Below are 23,763 nucleotides of genomic sequence, written 5' to 3'. Positions count from 1 at the left end.
TTGTGGTAATGATTATAATACTAGAATCAAAGGCTTACGCGCTTTGTTCTTCCTTCTCAGCAACAGCCTTAACTGCAAGCGCGAAGTTGCGCATTGGAGCTTGAAGTACGCTAAGCAGCATAGACAGCAAACCTTCACGGGAAGGAAGCTCAGCCAGTGCTTTCAGTTGGTCCGCATCGATGACACGGCCCTCCACAACGCCACCCTTAAGTTTCAGAGCATCGTTCTTTTTAGCGAAATCGTTCAGAATCTTAGCGGCTACTACTGCGTCTGTTTCGCTGAAAGCGATCGCTGTAGGACCAGTCAGAACGGCATCGAGTTCAGTCAGTTCAGCCGCAGCTGTTGCACGACGAACCAATGTGTTCTTCAGGACTTGAAAATCAACCCCAGCTTCACGAAGCTGCTTGCGCAGTTCAGTCACTTGGGCAACGTTCAATCCGCGGTAGTCCGCAACAACAGTAGAAACACTGTTCTGCAGTTTGCCGGTAACAACATCAACCGCGTCCTGTTTAGCTTGGATTACTTTTGCATTTGCCAATTGTATACACCTCCTGAAAAATTATGTTACGGCGATTGTTTTCGAAGAAACCACACCGTCCTACGCAGGCATTAGAAAAGCCTCCGCAGATTCACGAAGGCTTGATAAAACGATAGTGGTCCGGCAAGCGCCATACACTTCTTGTTTCTATCACAACACCTCGGTAGGGAATTAAGCCTCACGGCACCTACTGTCTACGGTAAGCATATTCAAGTTGAAGAATGATCACCTTAAAGTTCACAACTGTTACAGATTATCAAAGATGACCCAGAGAGTCAACCTTTATTTATCTGAAAGCAGCTGCATTCACACGAGCGCTTGGTCCCATAGTAGACGAAATTGCGATGCCTTTAAGATATACACCTTTGGCAGCAGCTGGTTTCGCACGGTTCAGAGCATCGATCAGGGATTTAAGGTTTTCGTTCAGTTGTTCAGCATTAAAAGACACTTTGCCGATAGGCGCGTGAATTTGGCCTGCTTTATCGAGACGGTATTCGATTTTACCGGCTTTAATTTCTTGAACAGCCTTAGTAACATCGAAAGTAACTGTGCCGGCTTTAGGGTTAGGCATGAGACCTTTACCACCAAGCAAACGACCAAGTTTACCGACTTCACTCATCATATCAGGTGTAGCTACGCAGACGTCGAATTCAAACCAGCCCTGTTGGATCTTGTTGATCATATCCTGATCACCTACAAAATCCGCGCCAGCAGCTTCCGCTTCTTTCGCTTTTTCACCTTTTGCAAATACAAGCACGCGTTGTGTTTTGCCTGTGCCGTGTGGCAGGACAACAACACCACGTACTGCTTGGTCTTGTTTACGGGGGTCTACACCCAGACGAACTGCTGCTTCAACGGTTTCGTCGAATTTAGCAGTGGCTGCCTTTTTCACAAGCTCTACAGCTTCTGAAGGCTCGTAAGTCGCTTCGCTATTGATTAGCTTAGCAGATTCCTGGTATTTCTTACCATGTTTAGCCATGAAAATGTTCCTCCTTTGTGGTATTAGCGGAAATTCCTCCCACATATTACGGTCATGCAAGACCGGTTCATCGAAAACATATTAGTCTTCGATTGTAATCCCCATACTGCGGGCAGTACCTTCAACCATACGCATTGCAGCTTCGATAGATGCAGCGTTCAGGTCGGGCATTTTTGTTTCAGCGATTTCACGAACCGCTGCGCGGCCCAGCTTCGCTACTTTTTTCTTGTTTGGTTCACCGGATCCTTTTTCTACTTTCGCAGCAATGCGAAGCAGAACAGCAGCCGGAGGAGTTTTGGTGATGAAGGTAAAGGAACGGTCTTCAAATACTGTAATTTCAACCGGAATGATCAAGCCAGCCTGGTCGGCAGTACGAGCGTTGAATTCCTTACAGAATGCCATGATGTTGACACCTGCTTGACCTAACGCCGGACCTACTGGAGGCGCTGGATTCGCTTTCCCTGCAGGAATCTGCAGTTTCACCATTTTAATAACTTTTTTAGCCATGAGTGACACCTCCTTGCAAAAATAGTGGTATTCGAACACTAAATAGCGTTCTCCCACAAGAAACCCTTGCGACTGTTATATTTTCTCCACTTGAGTGAAATCCAACTCCAGCGGGGTTTCCCGTCCAAACATGTTGACATGCACTTTGATCTTGCTCTTGTCAGCCAAAATTTCTTCCACAGAGCCCACAAAATTCGCAAAGGGACCAACCATAATACGTACGGATTCCTTAATTTCGAAATCAATCTTCGCTTTAGGTTCAACCATGCCCATATGCTTCAGAATTTGTTCAACTTCTTCCGGAAGCAGAGCGGTAGGTTTGGACCCGGAACCTGTCGAACCAACAAATCCGGTAACGCCCGGCGTATTGCGGACTACATACCATGAATCATCAGTTTGAACCATTTCGACCAAAACATAACCAGGGTAAACTTTACGCATGACGGTTTTTTTCTTGCCGTCCTTGTTTACCAGTTCTTCTTCCATAGGAACAAGAACACGGAATATTTTGTCTTCCATGCCCATGGACTCAACGCGTTTTTCCAAATTGGCCTTAACCTTATTCTCATACCCGGAATAGGTATGAACAACATACCATCTTTTTTCCATACCAAGCCACCTGGGACCTCTCTAAATAATCCTTTCGATCACAGCGGAAATACCGATGTCCAGAACCCAGAAGTAAAGAGCGATTACTACAATTGTACCGAGAACGATCAATGTGTAGTTTTTCAATTCCTTACGGCTAGGCCAGCGAACTTTTTTGAGTTCACTCCAGCTCTCAGTGAAAAAGGAAAACAAAGACTTGAAACTACGTTTCACGCCGACTACACCTCCAAAGACTATCTGGTTTCGCGATGAGGAGTTTGCTCGTTACAGAACTTGCAAAATTTCTTCATCTCCAAGCGGTCGGGGTGATTTCGCTTGTTTTTGGTTGTCGCATAGTTTCTTTGTTTGCAACTTGTACAAGCCAAAGTGATAATTACCCGCATGATGTGCACCTCCCGAAGACGTCCCTCTAACTATGAAATTAGAAGACGCAAATATTGATCCTAAAAAAAGCCGCGAATTTAGGCCTACCTAAAACACTTTAGCATAATGTCAACCTCTGTGTCAACGAAAGATTTCCCCCATCGCGTTGGGTAACTTCGGGTGCTGAAGCCTTATTGCGTACGTAGTCTCTGGCCTTACCTTTTCACGCCAAATCACTGTCCATCCTGTAAGATCAGAATCCATAATTGCATGAACCCTCTTCAGATCCTCCAGGAGAATCTGCCGTTATAGCCCGCCGATAAAACGAAGGTCTTCTTTTTTTGGGATTGACTTATCCATTACTACCTATCATTATGGAGCATTTGCACTGTCTATAAACCTGCTGTCGACGGCAACGGACTATAATCTCGTGTCAATTCAATTGAACAATCTCAAAACACTAAAAAAAGACTCGATGTCCGAGCCTTTCCTGTACATTGTATCATCAATTGTCACGCACTTCCAGATATCTTTCCAATTTCCGTTTCACTCGCTGCAAAGCATTGTCAATCGACTTCACATGACGCTTCAAATCCTCAGCAATCTCCTGATAGGACCGTCCGTCCAGATAGAGCATTAGAACCTTACGTTCCAGATCACTCAGAATCTCGGCCATCTTATCTTCCAGACCAATGAACTCTTCCTGGTTAATAATCAATTCTTCCGGATCAAGCACCTGTGTTCCACAAATGACATCCATCAGTGTCCGGTCTGAATCCTCATCGTAGATTGGCTTGTCCAATGAGACATAGGAATTGAGCGGAATATGCTTCTGACGGGTAGCTGTCTTAATTGCGGTAATAATCTGACGGGTGATGCAGAGCTCGGCAAACGCCTTGAATGAAGAAAGCTTGTCGCCCTTGAAATCACGAATCGCCTTGTATAGGCCTATCATGCCTTCTTGTACGATATCTTCACGGTCTGCCCCAATCAGAAAATATGAACGGGCTTTGGCACGGACAAAATTGCGGTACTTGTTAATTAAATGCTCCAATGCGCCACTGTCGCCACCACGGAAGATCTCGACAATTTCTTCATCGCTTATGAAATCATACTCGGATAGCATTATTTCCTTGAGGTCGACACTCACCAAGAATCCCCCCGGCTGCAACGCAAGACACATCGTTACTTCGCGAAATATAGGATCAGTATATATTATGTTACCTTACACCGTCAACCGCAGATTGTCCAAAATCAATCTTCAATAACATATTATGGTATTTTACGCGAAAACGCTTCAATTTCCGTCCCTCTACTGACGGCGCCAGTCCTCCAGCCGTTTGCGAACTTCAGGCGGCAGCTTTTCTTCCAGTGAATGCCTGTTGGAACTGATGCTCCCGGGCTCGATGGCCTTCTTAACCTGTTTCTGGTTTTCTTCGATTTCCAGCCGCAGCTCACGGGCTGATATCCGTAGCGCTCCTTGCGCAAAGATGACATGCTGCTCCACAAAATCGCTGGTCGCCACATAAATCTGCCGTCTGCGGTGATTGAACTCACCGACCAGCCGTTCAATGCATTCATCTGCCGTTTCTTTTTCCTTGGTGAAGAACACCTGGACTTTCCCCTGCACAAAGGATTTACCCAGTCCCGGCACACGGTACGCATCAAAAACGGCTATGACACGCAGCCCGGAAAACGCCTGATATTCAGCCAGCATATCCAGCAGCCGGTCGCGCGCTCCCTGCATTCCTATAAGTGACAATGCGGCAAGATCAGGCCAGCCGCCAATCATATTGTAGCCATCCACAAGAAGAATATCGCGCCAGTCGGCCATATCTATCCTTGCTGATGCCGGCGGCGAAGCACCTCGTACATAATAACGCCTGCGGCAACTGAAGCATTTAGCGAATTGATCTTCCCGGCCATCGGCAACTTCAGCAGCACATCGCATTTCTCCCGGATCAGGCGGCCCATTCCTTTATTCTCATTCCCGATTACCACGGCTACCGGACCTGTAAATATATCAGAAGCATACAGATTCTGATCCGTATCCACATCGGTTCCAACCACCCAGACCCCAAGCTCCTTGAGGCGGTCAATGGTCTGTCCGAGGTTGGTTACGCGTGCGACTGGTACATATTCAACAGCTCCTGCAGAAGTTTTGGACACCGTCGCCGTGATTTGTGCAGACCGCCGTTTTGGCACAATAACTCCGTGCACACCGGTGCAGTCGGCTGTTCTTAGGATGGAGCCCAGATTATGCGGATCCTCAATTTCATCAAGCAGAATCAGAAACGGCGGTTCTCCCTTAGCTTCTGCCGCTGCCAAAATATCCGCAACCTCTGCATAGGCAAAGGGTGCCGCTTGTGCTACTACCCCTTGGTGCTGTACTCCAGGTGCAAGCTGGTCCAGCTTTCTTTTATCCACATGTTGGATCACTATTCCCGCTTTACGCGCTTCAGCAATAATAGGTGCTGTTAAGTGCTTTTGCGCTGTTTCGGCGATCCATATCTTATTGAGTGTACGACCGGCACGAAGCGCTTCAAGCACTGAATGCTTGCCCGCCAATATTTCCTCTTCTGTTCTTAATTCTTCCATGTTCATGCCTCCTGTTCTAATATCTATACCCTTATAGCCTTACTTAGGCCGGTTCATCATATACTGTATACTGCTGTCAACGAGTTCTTGGATTCGGGCTTGCTGGCCTGTGTAATACAAATGACCGATTAGGCACTCAAAGGCAGTAGCATGCCGGTATTCCAACACATCTGCATTTTTGGGAATGGTTCCGGATTTGGCATTCCGTCCTTGCCGGGCAACATCCTTCTCTTCATCTGTAAGCATCGGCTCCAGATAAGTAAGGATTGTGCTCTGCGCTTTGGCCGAGACCAGTCCGGTCGCAGTACGATGCAAATGGTTCGGACGCAGATTCGGCAGCGAGATCAAATACTGGCGAACCGCCACTTCATAGATAGCATCACCAGCATACGCCAGAACCAGCGGAGAGAGGAGTCGGACCGGCTTGGAGGGCTCATAGGGAAACCAGGCACTCTCCAGATTAAATGGTCCGCTCATTTCCGCCGCCACCGCATTCCTTGTGGAGTATCCTCAAGCAGAATGCCCATTGCATTCAGCTCATCACGGATCTCATCGGAGCGTCCCCAGTTCTTGTTCTTTCGTGCTTCGGCACGTTCAGCGATCAGTCTTTCTACTTCTTCTCCAGCGACCTCTTCCTCAATCTCCGGGGTCAGGCGCAGCACACCATTCATTTCGGCAAAAGCTTGCAGCAGCGCAGCGAAGTCCGCAGACAACGCTTCTGAATTTGCAAGCGTATTGTTCGCAAGACTTACCCAGTCAAACATAGCAGTAATGGCATCAGGAGTGTTAAAGTCATCCTGCATCTTGGCATGGAAATTGCCTACAATGGCAGCCAACCGTTCTGTCATCTGCTCGCTTGCCTGGCCTTGGGCCCCTTCTGGATCAAGCTCAAGCCGGTGCTTCACATTACTCTCCGCAAGTGCGATACGCTCAGCGCTTTTTTCTGCGGACAGCATGGATTCTTCAGTAAAATTCAGCGGATTGCGGTAATGGGTTGAAAGCATGAAATAACGGATCGTCCCTGCCTTGAAGCGCTGGCGGATATCCTTCACCAGCAAACCGTTGCCGAGCGATTTCGACATTTTTTCATCACCGATGTTAATGAACCCGTTGTGCATCCAGTAGTTAGAGAGCGGCTTGCCACTCAACGCCTCTGTCTGAGCGCATTCGCACTCATGGTGCGGGAACTGCAGATCCTGTCCGCCGCCATGAATATCAATCGTGTCGCCAAGAAACTCACGGGCCATGGCCGAGCATTCGATATGCCAACCAGGACGTCCGTCTCCCCATGGGCTGCTCCAATGGATTTCTCCTGGCTTGGCTGCTTTCCAGAGGACAAAATCCTCGGGTTTTTCTTTACGCGAGTCTACTTCCACCCGAATACCGAAGTGCAGTTCCTCCAAGTTCTGGCGGGACAGCTTGCCGTAATTGGTAAATTTGGATGTACGGTAATAGACGTCACCGCCATTTTCATAGGCATAGCCCTTCTCTTCGAGCTCCTTAATGAACTCAATGATCAACTCCATGCTCTGCGTGACCCGGGGATTCATAGTCGCTGGTTTTACACTAAGCCCTGCAAGATCCTCCCAATAGGCATTGATAAAGATTTCCGCAACCTCAGCTACTGTAGTGTTCATCTCCTCGGCCTTGCGAATCAGCTTGTCGTCGACATCTGTGAAGTTGGTCACATAATTGACTTCATACCCTATCTGTTCCAGATAGTTCCGGACCGTATCAAAAACAATTACGGGTCTGGCATTTCCGATATGCATATAGCCGTAGACGGTTGGACCGCATACGTACATCTTCACCCTGCCTGATTCCTGCGGGACAAATTGTTCCTTGCTGCGCGTCATTGTGTTGTAGATTTGCAATGCCATGTTTGTTCCCAATCCTTTCTGTTTGACCCCGGATTCTACCGAATTCCGGTATGCTTAAATTTCATAATCACCGATATACTGCTGGCTTTCTATGCGGCGCTGCTCTTGTTTCTGTTTGTCCTCTGTACCTAGCTTTTCTCTGATCTCTTCGATCTCTTTCTGTAAAAAACGCAGGGAATCGATCAGTGGATCCGGCATTTGGGTGTGGTTGAGCCTGTCAGATACCCGTTCTCCATTTCGTTTGACCACCCGTCCAGGATTACCCACAACTGTACTGTTGCTTGGCACTTCACGGAGAACAACCGAATTGGAACCGATATTGCAATTATCGCCGATCCGGAACGATCCCAGTACTTTCGCGCCGGAGCCAATCACAACATTGTTGCCTACGGTCGGATGACGTTTCCCTTTTTCTTTACCCGTTCCCCCGAGAGTAACTCCCTGATAGATAATCACATCATCCCCGATTTCGCAGGTTTCTCCGATCACAATACCCATTCCATGGTCAATAAACAGGCGGTTACCGATCGTTGCCCCTGGATGGATTTCAACACCGGTCATAAATCTGCTGATCTGGGAAACGACGCGTGCAAGAGTAAACCAGCGCCGTTTATATAAAGAGTGGGCTACCCGGTGTGCCCAAATGGCATGAAGTCCGGCGTAGGTGAAGACAACCTCAAACCAGCTGCGGGCTGCGGGATCGTTGTCGAATACTGCCCGAATGTCCGACTTGATATGCTTAAACATCACGGTTCCCCTCTTCTTTGACTTCCCCGCCTCCTGTTTACAGGTACGCATAAGGAAGGTATTGTCTACAACCCACATTCTCTCTCTATTCATAAATTTCAACAAAAAACGCCCCTGCAGCATAAAGCTGCAGAGACGTTTAACCGTGGTCCCACTCTGCTTGGACTTCGCATGATTCACCGGATTCACATTTCAAAGCCAGTAATTGCTATTGTCCCTCTTGGCGTCTGTAACGGCAACGTTCCCGGCGCGGTCTAACATCCCATTGCAGGAACGCTCAACCGAGCAGCTCACAGGCGCATATTCAGCGGCAGACAAATGAATAACTCCCAGCCTGCAAAGGGAAAATCCCTTAGCGGTTATTCTCTCTGGTAATTGCCCTTGTACGCATACTTTTCCTGATCCCAGCTATTATCATATACTTCTATCTTAGCTAAAAGACAACGGACTGACAAGGGGTTCATCTTCCGGTTATTCCTTCTTAAGCCCCTTTGATCTGCGATTTCAGACGTTCGATGACCCGGCTACGGCCCAGCAGAACTATCGTTATATTCAAATCACGCCCATGTGTTTGTCCGGTTAAAGCGACACGGATCGGCATGAACAGCGCTTTGCCTTTATGTCCCGTCTCTTTCTGTACTTCTTTAATCAGGACGGCCATGTTGCTGGCAGTAAAGTCGTCAGTAGCTTCCACCTTATTCAGGAAAGCGGACAAGACTTCAGGAACCTGGCTTTCGGCCAGAATCTGGGCAGCTTCTGTTTCAAGCTCCACATGACTGCGGAAAAACAGCTCGGACAGCTCCACGATGTTCGATGCAGAAGTCATCTGCTCTTGATACAGAGCAACCAGACTTTCCGCCCAGGCCTGCTGTTCCTCACCAAGCGTTTCCGGCAATCTTCCGGCTTTTTGCAAATGTGGAATAGCCAGAGCCGCGATACGCTTTGGATCCGCGTGCTTGATGTAGTGGTTATTCAAATGCGACAGTTTGTTGGTATCGAATACGGCTGGACTCTTGGATAGACGGTTTGCCGTGAAGATGGAGATCAGCTCATCTTTGCTGAAAATCTCCTCTTCGCCCTCCGGTGACCAACCGAGCATTGCGATAAAATTGAACAGTGCCTCAGGTAAATAGCCCAGCTGATCGTACTGCTCAATGAACTGAATAATGGATTCGTTGCGTTTGCTCAGCTTCTTGTGGTCATCACCGACAATCAGGGTCATGTGTCCAAACAGCGGCGCTTCCCAGCCCAGGGCTTCATAAATCATCAATTGACGCGGTGTATTCGAGATATGGTCTTCCCCGCGTAATACATGAGTGATTTCCATCAGATGATCATCCACAGCCACAGCGAAGTTATAGGTTGGTATTCCATCCTTCTTCACAATAACAAAGTCGCCCATTTCCTTGGTATTAATAGAAATGCTGCCCTTAACGATATCTTCAAAGGTATAAGTGCGTTCTTCAGGCACACGGAAGCGGATACTTGCTATACGTCCTTCTGCTTCATAGGCCTGGCGCTGCTCTACAGTCAAATTCCGGTGTTTGCCTGAATAACGTGGAGTCTCGCCTCTAGCGGTCTGCTCTTCACGTTCCGCTTCCAGCTCTTCTTCTGTGCAGTAGCAGCGGTATGCAAGACCACGGTCCAGCAGGTCCTGCCAGTATATGCGGTACAGATCCAAACGTTCTGTTTGGCGATAAGGACCATATTCACCGCCGACATCGACACTCTCATCCCAATCCATTCCCAGCCATTTCAAATATTTGAGCTGGCTTTCTTCCCCTTCAGCAATATTACGCTTTACGTCCGTATCTTCGATCCGGATAATGAATTTGCCGCCCAGATTACGGGCGAACAAATAATTGAATAACGCCGTTCTGGCATTTCCGATATGTAAATGTCCCGTAGGGCTTGGTGCGTAACGCACCCGGACTTGACCCGTCATGTCATTCCCTCCGCTTCATAATGGTTAAAATTAGGCTGCAAACAGCCATCTCAAGATGATATCACATCTTGGAGCAGACAGACAATAGATTGTGCTGCAATCCCTTCTCCACGCCCGGTAAAGCCAAGCTGTTCGGTAGTGGTTGCTTTGACATTCACCTTGGATGTCTCAGCTCCCAGTGCCTTAGCGATAACCTCAATCATTTGCGGGATATAAGGTGCCATCTTAGGCTTTTGGGCAATAATAGTAGAATCAATATTCCCAAGCTTATAACCGCGTTCACGGGCAAGCGCCCATACATGCTCCAGCAGCTTCAGACTATCCGCATCCTTAAAGGCCGGGTCCGTATCGGGAAAATGTCTGCCGATATCGCCAAGTCCCAAGGCTCCCAGAATAGCGTCGCTCACTGCATGCAGCAGCACATCAGCGTCAGAGTGCCCAAGCAGTCCCTTTTCATAAGGAATAGTGACACCGCCAATAATGCACGGCCTGCCTTCCACCAGCTGGTGTACATCAAAACCTTGTCCTACAGCAATCATGTTTGTACCTCTCCCCTGTTTCTTTGTGTAAATTCAGCGAAATCCAGATCCTCCGGTGTGGTGATCTTAATGTTTGCGTAGCTTCCTTCCACTACGGCAACCGGAATACCGCTGCGCTCCGCGAGACTCGAATCATCGGTGCCGAGAAATCCGTCCCGCTCTGCCGACTCATACGCCATAATCAGTTCGGACAGACGAAAAGTCTGCGGGGTCTGAATCGCCCACAGACTTCGCCGATCGGGTGTGGACAGCACTTTGCCCTCCCCGTCCACCTGCTTGATCGTATCTTTTACGGGTACAGCAAGCACTGAGGCACCGATCTCTTTGGCATACTCGTAACAGGCAGTAATTTCTTCCTCCTGCACAAATGGACGGACACCGTCATGAACCATTACCCAGGTGGTCCCCAGTTTTCTCAGACCCAAATGAACAGAATGCTGGCGTTCGGAGCCTCCTGTCACTACAGATGACACTTTGTCAAGCTTGTAGGCCTTTACCCACTCCCGGCAGCGATCCACATCCTCTTGGCCCGTAACCAGTACGATTTCAGAGATGAGCGGATGCCGTTGAAACACCTCCAGGGTATGAACGATAATCGGTTTCCCCTGCAGCAGCAAATATTGCTTGCTCTCCGCAGTCCCCATTCTTGTTCCTCTGCCCGCCGCGACAATCACGGCACCTACACTGTTTGACATTCTGCCCTTCTCCTGCCCTTCACGTATACCCCCATCATAACGTGTTTGGCGGCTATTTCCAACCCATTGGAGAAGCTTTCACTGCTCTGAAACCGTTTATTGCGCTTTTTCCATCAGCTTCGGCTTGGCAAAGATCATGCGTCCCGCCGAAGTCTGCAGCACACTAGTTACCAGAACCTCCATCGTTGTACCGATGTATTCGCGGCCGCCCTCGACCACAATCATTGTTCCGTCATCAAGATAGGCAACCCCTTGTCCATGCTCCTTGCCATCTTTAATAACCTGGACTATGATCTCTTCACCAGGCAGGACCACCGGCTTCACCGCATTGGCCAGATCATTGATATTGAGAACCGACACGCCTTGCAGCTCACACACCTTGTTAAGGTTAAAGTCATTGGTTACTACCTTGCCCCGCAGCACTTTAGCCAGTTTGACCAGTTTACTGTCCACTTCGGAGATTTCTTCAAAATCACCTTCGTAGATCAGCACCTTCACATCCAGCTCTTTTTGGATTTTGTTGAGGATATCCAATCCGCGACGTCCGCGGTTGCGTTTCAGCAGATCCGATGAATCGGCAATATGCTGAAGCTCCTCCAGAACAAATTCCGGGATTACGATGGTTCCTTCAATGAAACCCGTCTTGCAGATATCCGCGATCCGTCCGTCTATAATGACACTTGTATCCAGAATCTTATGCTCTTCCAAGCCGCGGCCTTCCGGTTCTGCAGCCTGTCCCCAGCGCCCGATTGTCCATAGAGAGGCCAACTCTTCTTTCTTTTCCAGCCCGACCCGGAGACCCATGTACCCAAACGTAAGCGTTGCAGCGACCTGCAGCAGCTCTCCTGCCTTTCCAAGCCAAACCATGGCAGGATATAGCAGCAGGGACAAGAGAAGGCCTCCCGTAAGCCCAGCAGCGCCTGCAGCCAATTCATTCATGGGGATGCGCGAACAATACAATACCGCCTCCCGCAGTTTAGAACCTCCCCATTCCGCGCATAAAGTCCCCGCAAACAAAAAAATAATGGCTCCCAGCACTGCAAACAAAATGCTTCCCTGCACAGGCAAGCTATTCCCCAGTTTTCCCATTCCCTCCGGGAATCCTCTTTCTGCCGCATGGTATAATGTATACCCTGACCAGGCTCCGCAAAGTGCGGCAAGCATCAAAATCATTTTTTTCCACATTACCTCTGGCACCTCCTTATTATTCATCCTAAAATGATCTATACATCACCAGTATGTTCCAATTTTTAGGACGGTAATCCGGGGGAACGTTATTTTTTCTGACACTGAACAATATCGTTGCTGCAAAGGCAACCGTAAACTTCTAATACTGGTTGAAAACAGGGGAAGGACTGACATATAATGAACTCAATTACGAACCCAGGGGTGAATGGAAAATGAGCGCACCAAGTTTACAGGCCTTCCAGGATCAAGTCTCCGAACTGCTGCTCCGTCACCGTAGTCTTCTGGATGTAATGTCCAAGAACGGGCAGAGCAGCGCTTCCGTCAATCGTGCAGTCGTCAAAGCCATTACCGAATGCGGCTGTATTCAGCTGCACGCAAAGAAACAGATATTTGAGCCTGGTCTAGGGCTTGAACAAGCCAAGGAGCTTGCAGGAACCCATCTTGAAGGCGAACTGTGCGAGAACTGCCGTGAGGTGGTTGCGTCGGAGCTGGGCCGTGAGCTGTTCTATATGTCTGCTCTCTGCAATTTGCTTAACATTAATATGGACGAGGTTGTAGAAAAGGAGTCACAGAAATGTGCTACTCTGGGATTGTTTAACTTCTCCTGAATAGCCTGAAGCGCTCTTTCCATCCGCCAGATCGGCAAAAAGGCTTCGCCATCCACTGATTCCAGGGAATGGCAAAGCCTCTTTTCCTTACATATATAATTATTAAAATCCTATAGTTCTCTTGGGCATGTTAGTCCCGCAGCAACTTATTATCCATTTTTGGAGTGATATATTTTATCTTCTGAACGCCGTCTACGACGGTGACGGCGACGAGCCGTCAGCCGGTCGATATTTTGTTTAAAACCATACAATGCATACAATGCAAGAAGTACAAAGATTAGCTTGGCGATTTGCTCGGGAAAAATCACGGCAACCGCAACAGCTATAACAATCACAACAGGGGCGCCAACAACCGCCTTTTTGGGCAGGCCCACTTTTTTAAAATTCGGATATTTAACCGTGCTGACCATAAGATAAGACAGCAGCAGCGTAACTACAATCATAAATGGGGCCGATACATCCTTATGAAAAAGCGCTAGTGTAGCCAGCACCCCTCCCGCAGCCGGAATCGGCAACCCGACAAAATATCCAGGGATACCGGGACGGACATTAAAACGGGCCAAACGAAGCGCACCGAATACCGGGAAAATCGCCGTTACGGTCCAGCCTAATGCAGAATTCAAATCCTGCAGGCTAGTGATGTACATGATCAGCGCCGGCGCAACTCCAAAGGAAACGACATCGGATAATGAGTCCAGCTCCTTGCCAAATTCACTTTCGCATTTCAGCGCCCGTGCAACACGACCATCCAACCCGTCTAACAACATAGCGATAATCACCATGATAGCGGCCATGCTCAGTTTACCGTCAAACGCCATCATGATACCAAACATTCCAAGCATTAAGTTACCGATGGTAAACAAACTCGGAATTGATTTTTGTATCATTTCTTCACCTCTATTTTCCTACTATTGAGCAACAACGTCTCCAATATTACGTGATTGTATGTTATTTACATTTGCCTGTCAATAAGAACTTGTTTCTGCAGCCGTTTGAGTCCGTCCTGAATATTACGGGCGCGCACTTCGCCGATACCGTCCACCTCATCCAATTCTGCAATGCTCGCCGTCATCAGGTTAGGCAGCATTTCAAACCTTTCCACCAGATTGTGTATGATCACATTAGGCAGTCTTGGGATTTTGTTCAGCAAGCGGTAGCCCCGCGGCGTTACCACTTCCTCCGAAGCAATCGCCGTAGACGAATATCCCAGCAATCGGGCAATATGGTTGTCATCCATCAGATCGTCGTCGCTGGTTCGCTTGAGTCCGGAGATGATTTCGCGGATTTTGTCCTCCTGTTCCTCTCTTGCATAGTCTCTGTACAGAAGCCATGCTTCTTCCTCTGTATTTCCAACCAGTTCTTCCATTTGCATGCTGATCAGCCGTCCTTCATTGCCGAGCTCGTTGATATAGCGTTTGATTTCCATCTTGATCCGAAGCACCATCTCCACGCGTTGGATAACTCCAACCACCTCAGCGACAGTGACAATCCCTTCATACTCGGAAGCAGACAGATTGGTCAAACTCTGTGTTAGCACTGCTCTGTACTTCTCCAGAGTTTGGATCGCCTGATTGGCCTTGGCCAGGATCGAACCGATTTCTTTGAGCGCATACCGGATGGAGCCTTGGTACAGTGTGATTATATTGCGGCGTTGGGAAATGGAAACCACCAGCTTGCCGGTTTGCTTGGCAACACGCTCTGCTGTACGGTGCCGGATTCCTGTCTCGATTGAGGAGATGGAGGAATCTGGAATCAGTTGCGTATTTGCGTACAAAATCCGTTTCAAATCCTCGCTTAAAATAATCGCACCGTCCATTTTGGCCAGCTCATACAAGTAATTGGGTGAAAAATCACAGTTGATCGAAAAGCCGCCATCGACAACTTCCATCACTTCAGGGCTATATCCGACAACAATGAGCGCTCCTGTCTTTGCCCGCAGCACATTTTCCAGCCCTTCCCGGAAAGGTGTTCCCGGTGCCGCCATTCTGAGCAGATCGTTCATATTTTCTAATTCCTTTGTCATTCTGTGCCCCCTAATCTAACGCGACCGCTAGTGCATCTGCTACGGTGCTGACGCCAATAATCTGGATATCCTGCGGATGCTTCCAGCCTTTCATGCTTTTCTCGGGCATAATGACTCTCCGGAACCCAAGCTTGGCTGCCTCTTTCACACGCGTTTCCGCACGTGAGACCCCTCTTACTTCTCCCGTAAGTCCAACTTCACCAAAAAAAACATCATAAGGCTTAGTTGAAATATCCCGGAAGCTGGAGGCGATACTAATGGCAACTGCCAAATCAATAGCCGGCTCATCCAACTTTACCCCACCAGCCACATTCAAGTAAGCATCCTGGTTTTGCAAAAACATCCCCATCCGCTTCTCCAGAACGGCAATGATCAGAGCCATCCGTTGATGGTCCATACCTGTACACATCCGCCGTGGAGAAGGGAAGTGGGTAGCTGCTACAAGTGCCTGAAGCTCAACAAGCACAGGCCGGGTTCCCTCCATGCTGGCTACAACCGCTGACCCAGCAACTCCGAGCGGACGCTCCGACAAGAACAGCTCAGAAGGATTCTCCACTTCCGTAAGCCCGATTTCTCCCATTTCAAAAATCCCGATCTCATTTGTGGATCCAAACCGGTTCTTGACTGCACGCAGCAAACGGTACGTATGATGACGCTCCCCTTCAAAATAGAGAACACAATCGACCATATGCTCCAGCATGCGTGGCCCTGCAATTGCCCCTTCTTTCGTTACATGTCCTACAAGGACCGTAGCAATCCCGCGAATTTTGGCGATCCGCATGAATCTTGTCGTACATTCCCGAACCTGTGTCACACTGCCGGGTGCGCTTGTTACCTCAGGCATAAATACAGTCTGAATAGAGTCAATGACCAGGAACTGGGGCTGAATCTGCTCAATCGCTTCTTCAATGCTCTCCATATTAGTCTCACACAGCACATAAAGCTCTGCAGAAAGCGCCCCAAGGCGATCCGCACGAAGCTTTGTTTGCCGGACCGATTCTTCTCCTGAAATGTACAGCACCCGTAATCCCTGGGTTGTCAGCGCATGCGAAGTCTGCAGCAGGAGCGTCGACTTACCAATCCCCGGATCTCCACCTACCAGTACCAGAGAGCCGGGAACAATCCCTCCCCCCAGCACACGGTTAAGCTCTCCAATGCCTGTCAGGATACGCGGCTCTTTGTCACTTTCTATATTTATGATCGATTGCGCCTTTTCTTTACTTTGAAAAATCGGTGCATTCATGCCTTGTGTTTTGACTACAATTTCTGTCTCTTCCACCATGGAGTTCCAAGCCTGGCAGCCGGGACATTTCCCGAACCATTTTGGCGATTCATAGCCGCATTCGGTACAAAAAAATTTAGTTTTTGGTTTTGCCATGTGCTCTCCTATCCGTCCGAACTTGCTAAAATTGCGGATAAATTTCTCTTACTCAAAGTTTACCATTTCTGCACACTGAACGGAAGGTCACTTAAGATCTACTTTTGAATCCTACTTCATTAACCTGCCTGAATGATTGCTTAATTAAACATCGAGGTACCTTTACGCAAAAAAGCCCCCACTTCTCCATACGGAGAAGCGGAAGCTTTGTTTCAACCAAGTAAAGGTTATTCTGTTCCAACCTCATTTTCCTGTGTAACAGCAATCGGAGTTTCCACTTTTGTTACTATAAGTTCACCATTAACTTCATCAATGTTAAGGGAATCCCCTTTTTGAATGTTGCCCTTCAGCAGTTCCTCGGAGAGACGGTCTTCGATGTGCTTCTGAATCGCCCGACGTAGCGGACGCGCACCGAAGGCTGGATCATATCCCTCTTTGGCCAGGAATGCTTTAGCTCCATCTGTGAGCACAAAGTCCACATCATACTCACGCAGCCGCTTGCGCAATTCCTCGGACATAAGCGTAACAATTTCGGCAATGTGTTTTTCATCCAGGGAGTGGAAGACGATGATTTCGTCAATACGGTTCAGGAACTCAGGGCGGAAGCTCTTCTTCAGCTCTTCCATAACTTTACCCTTCATGTTGGTGTAATCCGCTCCGGCATCCTGTACAGCCGTAAAGCCAAGTGTCGAGTTCTTCTTGATCGCCTGCGCTCCGACATTGGAGGTGAGGATGATCAGTGTGTTGCGGAAATCGACGACACGACCTTTCGAATCGGTCAGGCGGCCGTCTTCCAGCACCTGCAGCAGAATGTTGAATACTTCCGGATGAGCTTTTTCAATTTCGTCCAAAAGCACAACAGAATATGGTTTGCGGCGAACCTTCTCGGTCAATTGCCCGCCTTCTTCGTAGCCCACATACCCTGGAGGCGCTCCGACCAAACGGGAAGTGGAATGCTTCTCCATATACTCTGACATGTCGATACGGATTACCGCGTTCTCGTCACCGAACATGGCTTCAGCAAGTGCACGCGCCAGCTCGGTTTTACCAACCCCTGTTGGTCCCAGGAAGATAAACGAACCCATTGGACGTTTTGGGTCTTTGAGGCCTGCACGCGCCCGGCGGAGTGCCCGGCTGACTGCCTTCACGGCTTCATCCTGACCAATGACACGTTCATGGAGCAGAGCCTCCATGTTGAGCAGACGGTCAGTCTCTTCTTCCTTCAGCTTGCTGACAGGGATACCTGTCCAGCTGGCTACCACCTGAGCAATATCCTCTGGTGTAACCTGAGAATCAGTCCGGCCTTGTTTTTCTTTCCACTGGTTCTTGGTGGTATCCAATTCCTCACGGATTTTTTGCTCTGTATCACGCAGTGCAGCAGCCTTTTCGAACTCTTGGCTCTGTACAGCAGAATCCTTCTCCTTGCGGATATCATCCAGACGCATTTCAAGTTCCTTGAGATTTGGCGGGATCGTGTAAGAGTTGAGTCTTACCTTGGAGCCTGCTTCATCAATCAGGTCAATCGCTTTATCCGGCAGGAAACGATCCGGAATGTAACGGTCTGACAGCTTCACAGCTTCCACGATAGCTTCATCTGTGATCTTCACCCGGTGATGGGCCTCATAGCGGTCACGAAGACCGTATAGAATTTGGACAGCTTCTTCCGGAGACGGCTGATCCACTGTAATAGGCTGGAACCGGCGCTCAAGAGCTGCGTCTTTCTCGATATATTTGCGGTATTCGTCCAGTGTGGTGGCACCAATGCACTGCAGTTCTCCACGGGCTAGAGCAGGCTTCAGGATGTTCGAAGCATCAATCGCACCTTCCGCACCTCCAGCACCAATCAGGGTATGCAGCTCATCGATAAAGAGTACAATGTTACCCGCTTGACGAATTTCATCCATAATTTTTTTGAGGCGGTCTTCGAACTCACCGCGGTATTTCGTACCGGCAACTACTGAACCCATATCCAGAGTCATTACGCGCTTGTCACGCAGGGTCTCCGGAATTTCATTGTTGATGATCTTTTGCGCCAAACCTTCGGCAATTGCTGTTTTACCTACCCCAGGTTCACCGATCAGGACCGGATTATTTTTGGTGCGGCGGCTAAGCACTTGAATCACGCGCTCAATTTCCTTGCTGCGGCCAATGACAGGATCCAGATTGCCGTCTTTGGCATAAGCGGTCAGATCGCGGGCCAGACCATCCAGCGTAGGCGTGCTGACATTGGCTGGAGCACCGCTATGGCTCGAAGTAGCTTCACTGCTGCCCAGAAGCTGCAGAACCTGCTGACGGGCCTTATTCAGGCTGATTCCAAGGTTATTGAGTACACGGGCGGCTACACCCTCGCCTTCGCGGATAAGCCCGAGCAGGATATGCTCTGTTCCGACATAAGTGTGGCCCAGCTTACGAGCTTCATCCATCGACAGCTCGATAACCTTTTTGGCACGAGGAGTATAAGCAATGTTTGTAGGCTGCTCTTGTCCCCGACCGATCAGTGTTTCCACTTCGTCCTGAATTTTTTCAAGACCCAGACCCAAACCGATCAAAGCCTTAGCGGCAATGCCGTCTCCTTCACGAATCAGGCCGAGCAAAATATGTTCTGTCCCAATGTTATTGTGTCCCAAACGAACGGCTTCTTCCTGCGCCAGCGCAAGCACCTTTTGTGCGCGTTCCGTAAATCTTCCAAACATCATATCCCCTGCACCTCCACGGATAATAAATATCTATAATTAATGTTGTGATCCCAGTGTCTCCCGGAGCAGCTTCGCCCGGTACATATCGAGTTCGGTGGCTGTAAGCTCGTCGCCGAACATTTTTTGCAGAAAACCCGGCTGTGTCTTTACATTCAGCTCGTTGAGGACTGAAATCGACGGTCCTTCCAAAATACCAAGATCAACTCCAAGCCTTAGATCGGAGAGCCGTTGTGCAGACTCTTTTAGCTCCATCACCGCCGCGTACGACAAAATCCCGTAAGAACGTTTGATTCTGTCTGTAATCCGCAAAGCGGAATCTACCAACAGCCGTTCCCGCGCGTTGCGCTCATGCTCAATAATCTGGGTAACTACGCCATGGAGATTCTCGATAATTTCACTTTCTGTCTGGCCAAGCGTGATCTGGTTGGAGATCTGAAAGATATTCCCTACCGCTTCACTGCCTTCACCATAAATCCCTCTCACCGTGAGTCCTACCTGATTGACAGCGGATAAAATCCTGTTGATCTGGTGGGTCATCACAAGTGCGGGCAAGTGGACCATAACCGATGCGCGAAGCCCTGTACCCACATTTGTAGGACAACTGGTCAAATACCCTCTTCGATCATCAAAGGCGTAATTGACTGAGCCTTCAAAGATATCATCAATGGCTGTCGCCCTTACCCAAGCCTCTCTGACCTGTAGACCGGGGAATAGACACTGAATGCGCAAATGGTCTTCTTCGTTGATCATAATACTGACCGACTCGTCCTCATTCAGGATGACTGCGCCACCCCGTGACTCGTTAGCGAGGTTAGGGCTAATGAGATGCTTTTCCACAAGCACCTTTTTGTCCAGCTCATCCAGCTCATCCAGTTTCAAGAGTTGAAAGTTGCCGAAATCCGCAGCTGCTTCTCCTTGGAAAACAGGAGCGAGCTGGTCCAGCACCTCTTCCGACTGCTCTGCCGAAGCCAGCAAAGGGAAGGGCAGATGCTCCAGGTTGCGGGCGATCCGCATCCGGCTGCTGATGACGATCTCGGAATGGCTGCCACCGCAGCGCATCCAGTCACTAAGGGCTTGTTCGGTAAACCGGAGACTTGACATGTCGTATCCCCCCTATATATCAAAGACTTTACTCTTGTGGCATTTCTTTTTCAAGCTGGCGGATCTGATCCCTCAGCTCAGCTGCGGTTTCAAATTCCTCCTGTGCGATACTATGCAGCAGTTCCTGCTTCAGTTCATCAATCTGGCGTTTACACATGATCTTTGCTCCGGCACGTTTCGGCAGCTTACCCACATGAGCGGTGCTGCCATGAACCCGTCTGAAGAGCGGGTCCAGCGTACTGTCAAAATATTTATAACAGGAGCTGCAGCCAAAACGACCAAGCTTGCTGAACTGGGAGTAAGTCATTCCGCAATTTTCACATTTCAGACTCTGTACGGTCTGGGCAGCTGCATTTTTCCCCTTGCCTGCTCCTTCCAGATCCAGAAGACCAGACAGCAGACTGTGAATGGAGAATCCTCCAGAAGTTCCAGGAATGAGCTCCCCTTTCTCCCGCGCGCAGCTTTCACATATATGAAACTCCGTCTTCTCTCCGTTCACAATCTTTGTGAAATGGAGTGTAGCCGGTTTGACCCCGCATTCCTGGCAAAGCATAAGCGGTGTCCCTCCTTAAGATTTGACCATTATTTGCCCAATAAAGAGATAAGCATAGCCTTCATTAGCTTGGCACGAATCTCATCCCGGTACGGCAGATTAACCGTCAGGCATTCCCGGGAAACAGCAGCGCGCAATAGGCACGCTTCACGCTTGGTTAGAAACCGGGCCTCCTCCAGCTGATAAATCAGTCCTTCGGCGGAATTTTGATCGATATCTTTTCCGATTGTAGAATTGAGATGTGCGTACAGGGCGACATTCTGGGGCAGCTCAAAACGCTGAATCCGGATGTATCCACCACCGCCACGTTTGCTCTCAACCACATAACCCTTTTCCAAAGTAAAGCGTGTACTAATGACATAATTGATCTGAGACGGCACGCATGAGAACTGGTCCGCCAGGTCATTGCGCTGAATTTCCACCGTACCTTCGGGACTTTCATGCAAAATATTCTTCAGATATTGTTCGATAATATCAGAGATATTACGCATCACTCATCCTCCAGTGTTCAAAGCTTATAGTGCAACTGACTGTACATCCGTCCGGCAATGATCTCTATAGAACTTAACCCAAGAACAGAGACACGAATCGAAACTACATTCATACCTCAGTACTTAGAGTGCAATACAGCATCATTCCGGAGATATACTAAAAAAGCCATTAATGAAGAGCCTGCCACCATTGTCTCTACTTCCTTCAATAAATTGAATTCGAGCTGCGTTGACTTTGACTTTCTTTGACTTTTTTCATATTATAACACATTCTCACTGAATTCCAAGTGGTTGCTTTTATTTTTTACGTTTTAGGGCAATTGTATTCTAACCATTGTGAATAAACCAAGGTTTTGAATAGTGATTTCGATTGACTTTCATTTGGCAAAAAACTCCCCCAGCTTCATTATGAAGACGGGAGAGTCTTAAATTACAGGATTAGAAAAAATCAAACAATGCCGTTTTCGCCTGCGGGATGACCTTTTCCAGCCATTCCAATTCTGCTGGGTTTGCTTTTAGCTGCCCGTATCTGGCCAGTTCTCCCGGCCGCTTGTACCCTAACAGCAGAACAGTAAGCGTACCTATGGTGCAATTCAGTTCAGCAGAGGCCTTTTCCCCTTCCAAGCAACTTAACGTTGCTGCCCCGTCCTCGGATACAGTCCATAACCACAAGCCATTGTTCCAAGGTGCATGCTCATCTTCAATATACAGAGTTCTACTCTCAAGGTTGTTAACGGGTCGGAAGTTGAAGTTCTCCACGAACCTTTGTGCATTCACAATCCGCCCCATAAAGTATGGATAATTTTCCTGTGGAATGCGCGGGTCCGGAAGCAAATATGGGAGAATATCATCAGAAGGTACTTGCTTGAGAGAAGCTCCAGTTATCATTGAATCGTGGTTGGCAAGAAATGTCCACAAGCCCTGACGCGCCACTTCGTTCAAGTAAATAAATTCATCAATGATCAGTTCATTATTGATTAGTTTATACAGCACATATCCTTCTGGCTCACCAAGTTTCGAGTAAAAAACACAGTGGTGTATCTGATCATCCAATACACTCCGCTTCCACCAGTCCGCATCACGCTGCAGAGTACCGTTATATTCAGCGGCAAATCTACTGTAGAGTTCCTCCAATGTATCAAGACCTGCGGAATCACGCTTTACAGTCCCCTGAATTTCAGTTTTCCTTGGAAACTTATCCACTGGTATGGAGTATTTTTTATACTCACAATAGACCTCCCAGCCAAACTTCCGGTAAAAAGGAATCAAAAACGGATGTAAAAAGGACAATGTCTGACCTGCCTCATTCATTGTTTGCAGCGTATGGGATAAAAGCTTGGCTACAAGCCCCTGTCTGCGGTTCTCCGGCCATGTAGAAACCCCGCCTATCCCGCCCATAGGAACGGCCCTGCCTTGTATGTAGACCTGAAGCGGAAGCAATGTCAATTGTGCTCCAAGCACTTCATCTTCGAAGACCCCCCATACTCTTTCCGGCTTAAATTTCAGCTTCTCTTCAGCCCGCTCTTCACCCGCAACCTTATATTTAAAAGCATATTCGGACAAGCTTAGACTTGCTTCAAACTCCTCGGATTTCAATTGCCTGATTTCCACTTCCGCTCACCTCATCATTGTTAGTAATGCACTCTATGAGAGTATAACAAGCAAAAGGCTCTGTTGCTAATCATCTCGAGAAAAAGGCCCCCACTAAAAGTTATCCACAGAAAAAAACTGAACTAATTCATATTTTTTTGAATTAATTATCCCGCAAAATAGTTATCCACTATTTCCATATACTTGTCCACATAATCCACTTTTTATCCACAAAAACCGTGGATTATCCGGCTTTTCCCTTGACTCATCCATAGAATTATGTATTTGCACCTCAGGAATCTGGAAACAACGCTCTCTGCAATTGTATCCACATGTGTGTAAGTTTTCTGGACTTACTGAAAATTATCCACAGCTTTTCCACAGCCGTGCACAACGCAAAAAAGCCACTGTTAATAACTCAACAGTGGTCTTGTCTGCTTGGCGGCGTCCTACTCTCCCAGGACCCTTCGGTCCAAGTACCATCGGCGCTGGAGGGCTTAACGGTCGTGTTCGGGATGGGTACGCGTGGAACCCCTCCGCTATCGCCACCAAACGGGCATTTACAGCGTAAATGCTTCAGGAACCTTCATTCCTGAAAACTGAATCCGAAACGAATCTGCGTTTTATGATTTGGATAAGCCCTCGACCGATTAGTATTGGTCAGCTCCATGCATTGCTGCACTTCCACCTCCAACCTATCTACCTCGTCGTCTTCAAGGGGTCTTACATACTGGG

Annotated in this window: 25 protein-coding genes, 2 rRNA genes and 1 other annotated feature; of the genes, 1 reads left to right on the top strand and 26 read right to left on the bottom strand. The window is 48.4% G+C overall.

The window, feature by feature from the left end; translation table 11 throughout:
- Window positions 1–34 precede the first annotated feature (34 nt).
- The 16 genes from rplJ to A3848_RS19185 all read right to left on the bottom strand — a co-directional run bounded on the left by rplJ (window position 35) and on the right by A3848_RS19185 (window position 12,585).
- Window positions 35–538, bottom strand: coding sequence for a 50S ribosomal protein L10 (rplJ, locus tag A3848_RS19260; RefSeq protein ID WP_074086517.1), 504 nt, complete (start codon window positions 536–538; stop codon window positions 35–37).
- A 64-nt stretch (window positions 539–602) separates the two neighbouring features.
- Window positions 603–756: a sequence feature (ribosomal protein L10 leader region), on the bottom strand.
- Between the two features lie 68 nt (window positions 757–824).
- Complete coding sequence (gene rplA / locus A3848_RS19255) at window positions 825–1,517, bottom strand: 50S ribosomal protein L1 (protein WP_074086516.1); 693 nt, start codon at window positions 1,515–1,517, stop codon at window positions 825–827.
- 81 nt (window positions 1,518–1,598) lie between these two features.
- A complete protein-coding gene (rplK, locus tag A3848_RS19250) occupies window positions 1,599–2,024 on the bottom strand; it encodes a 50S ribosomal protein L11 (protein ID WP_020427083.1) in 426 nt (141 codons plus the stop codon).
- Window positions 2,025–2,099: 75 nt separating this feature from the next.
- The gene (gene nusG / locus A3848_RS19245) at window positions 2,100–2,633 is read right to left on the bottom strand and encodes a transcription termination/antitermination protein NusG (protein WP_020427084.1); all 534 of its coding nucleotides are present in this window, start codon (window positions 2,631–2,633) and stop codon (window positions 2,100–2,102) included.
- 21 nt (window positions 2,634–2,654) lie between these two features.
- Window positions 2,655–2,846, bottom strand: a complete 192-nt coding sequence (gene secE / locus A3848_RS19240) for a preprotein translocase subunit SecE (protein WP_019908206.1) — start codon at window positions 2,844–2,846, stop codon at window positions 2,655–2,657.
- Window positions 2,847–2,866: 20 nt separating this feature from the next.
- Window positions 2,867–3,016, bottom strand: a complete 150-nt coding sequence (rpmG, locus tag A3848_RS19235; protein ID WP_074086515.1) for a 50S ribosomal protein L33 — start codon at window positions 3,014–3,016, stop codon at window positions 2,867–2,869.
- A gap of 485 nt (window positions 3,017–3,501) precedes the next feature.
- On the bottom strand, window positions 3,502–4,146 hold the full coding sequence (gene sigH, locus A3848_RS19230) for an RNA polymerase sporulation sigma factor SigH (RefSeq protein WP_019908203.1): 645 nt from the start codon (window positions 4,144–4,146) through the stop codon (window positions 3,502–3,504).
- Window positions 4,147–4,308: 162 nt separating this feature from the next.
- Window positions 4,309–4,830: an NYN domain-containing protein gene (locus tag A3848_RS19225; protein WP_074086514.1), complete on the bottom strand. Its 522-nt coding sequence runs from the start codon at window positions 4,828–4,830 to the stop codon at window positions 4,309–4,311.
- A gap of 2 nt (window positions 4,831–4,832) precedes the next feature.
- A complete protein-coding gene (gene rlmB / locus A3848_RS19220) occupies window positions 4,833–5,594 on the bottom strand; it encodes a 23S rRNA (guanosine(2251)-2'-O)-methyltransferase RlmB (RefSeq protein WP_074086513.1) in 762 nt (253 codons plus the stop codon).
- A gap of 39 nt (window positions 5,595–5,633) precedes the next feature.
- Window positions 5,634–6,071: a Mini-ribonuclease 3 gene (locus A3848_RS19215; protein WP_074086512.1), complete on the bottom strand. Its 438-nt coding sequence runs from the start codon at window positions 6,069–6,071 to the stop codon at window positions 5,634–5,636.
- Complete coding sequence (gene cysS, locus A3848_RS19210) at window positions 6,068–7,474, bottom strand: cysteine--tRNA ligase (protein WP_074086511.1); 1,407 nt, start codon at window positions 7,472–7,474, stop codon at window positions 6,068–6,070. Before cysS ends, A3848_RS19215 begins: the two co-directional genes overlap by 4 nt.
- A gap of 54 nt (window positions 7,475–7,528) precedes the next feature.
- A complete protein-coding gene (gene cysE, locus A3848_RS19205; RefSeq protein ID WP_074086546.1) occupies window positions 7,529–8,221 on the bottom strand; it encodes a serine O-acetyltransferase in 693 nt (230 codons plus the stop codon).
- Window positions 8,222–8,702: 481 nt separating this feature from the next.
- Window positions 8,703–10,166, bottom strand: a complete 1,464-nt coding sequence (gene gltX / locus A3848_RS19200; RefSeq protein WP_074086510.1) for a glutamate--tRNA ligase — start codon at window positions 10,164–10,166, stop codon at window positions 8,703–8,705.
- A gap of 50 nt (window positions 10,167–10,216) precedes the next feature.
- On the bottom strand, window positions 10,217–10,705 hold the full coding sequence (ispF, locus tag A3848_RS19195; RefSeq protein ID WP_074086509.1) for a 2-C-methyl-D-erythritol 2,4-cyclodiphosphate synthase: 489 nt from the start codon (window positions 10,703–10,705) through the stop codon (window positions 10,217–10,219).
- A complete protein-coding gene (gene ispD, locus A3848_RS19190; protein ID WP_074086508.1) occupies window positions 10,702–11,400 on the bottom strand; it encodes a 2-C-methyl-D-erythritol 4-phosphate cytidylyltransferase in 699 nt (232 codons plus the stop codon). The genes ispF and ispD overlap by 4 nt, the downstream gene beginning before the upstream one ends.
- 96 nt (window positions 11,401–11,496) lie before the next feature.
- A complete protein-coding gene (locus tag A3848_RS19185; protein ID WP_074086507.1) occupies window positions 11,497–12,585 on the bottom strand; it encodes a PIN/TRAM domain-containing protein in 1,089 nt (362 codons plus the stop codon).
- Between the two features lie 215 nt (window positions 12,586–12,800).
- Here A3848_RS19185 and A3848_RS19180 point away from each other — a divergent pair, with 215 nt between their 5' ends.
- Entirely contained in the window at window positions 12,801–13,196 is a 396-nt protein-coding gene (locus A3848_RS19180) for a nucleoside triphosphate pyrophosphohydrolase family protein (RefSeq protein WP_074086506.1), read from the top strand.
- 149 nt (window positions 13,197–13,345) lie between these two features.
- Here the strand turns inward: A3848_RS19180 and pssA are convergent, their stop codons facing one another.
- The 10 genes from pssA to A3848_RS19130 form a co-directional block, all read right to left on the bottom strand.
- On the bottom strand, window positions 13,346–14,083 hold the full coding sequence (pssA, locus tag A3848_RS19175) for a CDP-diacylglycerol--serine O-phosphatidyltransferase (protein WP_074086505.1): 738 nt from the start codon (window positions 14,081–14,083) through the stop codon (window positions 13,346–13,348).
- 65 nt (window positions 14,084–14,148) lie between these two features.
- Complete coding sequence (disA, locus tag A3848_RS19170; RefSeq protein WP_074086504.1) at window positions 14,149–15,219, bottom strand: DNA integrity scanning diadenylate cyclase DisA; 1,071 nt, start codon at window positions 15,217–15,219, stop codon at window positions 14,149–14,151.
- Window positions 15,220–15,229: 10 nt separating this feature from the next.
- On the bottom strand, window positions 15,230–16,597 hold the full coding sequence (gene radA, locus A3848_RS19165; protein WP_074086503.1) for a DNA repair protein RadA: 1,368 nt from the start codon (window positions 16,595–16,597) through the stop codon (window positions 15,230–15,232).
- A 227-nt stretch (window positions 16,598–16,824) separates the two neighbouring features.
- A complete protein-coding gene (gene clpC, locus A3848_RS19160; protein ID WP_074086502.1) occupies window positions 16,825–19,293 on the bottom strand; it encodes an ATP-dependent protease ATP-binding subunit ClpC in 2,469 nt (822 codons plus the stop codon).
- A gap of 36 nt (window positions 19,294–19,329) precedes the next feature.
- The gene (gene mcsB, locus A3848_RS19155; RefSeq protein WP_074086501.1) at window positions 19,330–20,394 is read right to left on the bottom strand and encodes a protein-arginine kinase McsB; all 1,065 of its coding nucleotides are present in this window, start codon (window positions 20,392–20,394) and stop codon (window positions 19,330–19,332) included.
- A 28-nt stretch (window positions 20,395–20,422) separates the two neighbouring features.
- Complete coding sequence (gene mcsA, locus A3848_RS19150) at window positions 20,423–20,947, bottom strand: protein-arginine kinase activator protein McsA (RefSeq protein WP_074086500.1); 525 nt, start codon at window positions 20,945–20,947, stop codon at window positions 20,423–20,425.
- Between the two features lie 29 nt (window positions 20,948–20,976).
- Window positions 20,977–21,438 carry a CtsR family transcriptional regulator gene (locus tag A3848_RS19145; protein WP_025707278.1) on the bottom strand — a complete coding sequence of 154 codons (462 nt, stop codon included), beginning with the start codon at window positions 21,436–21,438 and terminating at the stop codon, window positions 20,977–20,979.
- Window positions 21,439–21,876: 438 nt separating this feature from the next.
- Window positions 21,877–23,049 carry a GNAT family N-acetyltransferase gene (locus tag A3848_RS19140; RefSeq protein ID WP_074086499.1) on the bottom strand — a complete coding sequence of 391 codons (1,173 nt, stop codon included), beginning with the start codon at window positions 23,047–23,049 and terminating at the stop codon, window positions 21,877–21,879.
- Window positions 23,050–23,464: 415 nt separating this feature from the next.
- Window positions 23,465–23,581, bottom strand: a 5S ribosomal RNA gene (gene rrf, locus A3848_RS19135).
- Between the two features lie 77 nt (window positions 23,582–23,658).
- Window positions 23,659–23,763, bottom strand: a 23S ribosomal RNA gene (locus A3848_RS19130); the annotation flags it as partial.

It is taken from the genome of Paenibacillus sp. P32E, assembly GCF_001909085.1.
Lineage (GTDB): Bacteria > Bacillota > Bacilli > Paenibacillales > Paenibacillaceae > Paenibacillus_AQ > Paenibacillus_AQ helianthi.
The sequence above is the reverse complement of the archived record's forward strand: the minus strand, read 5'-3'. Positions and strand labels throughout refer to the sequence as shown.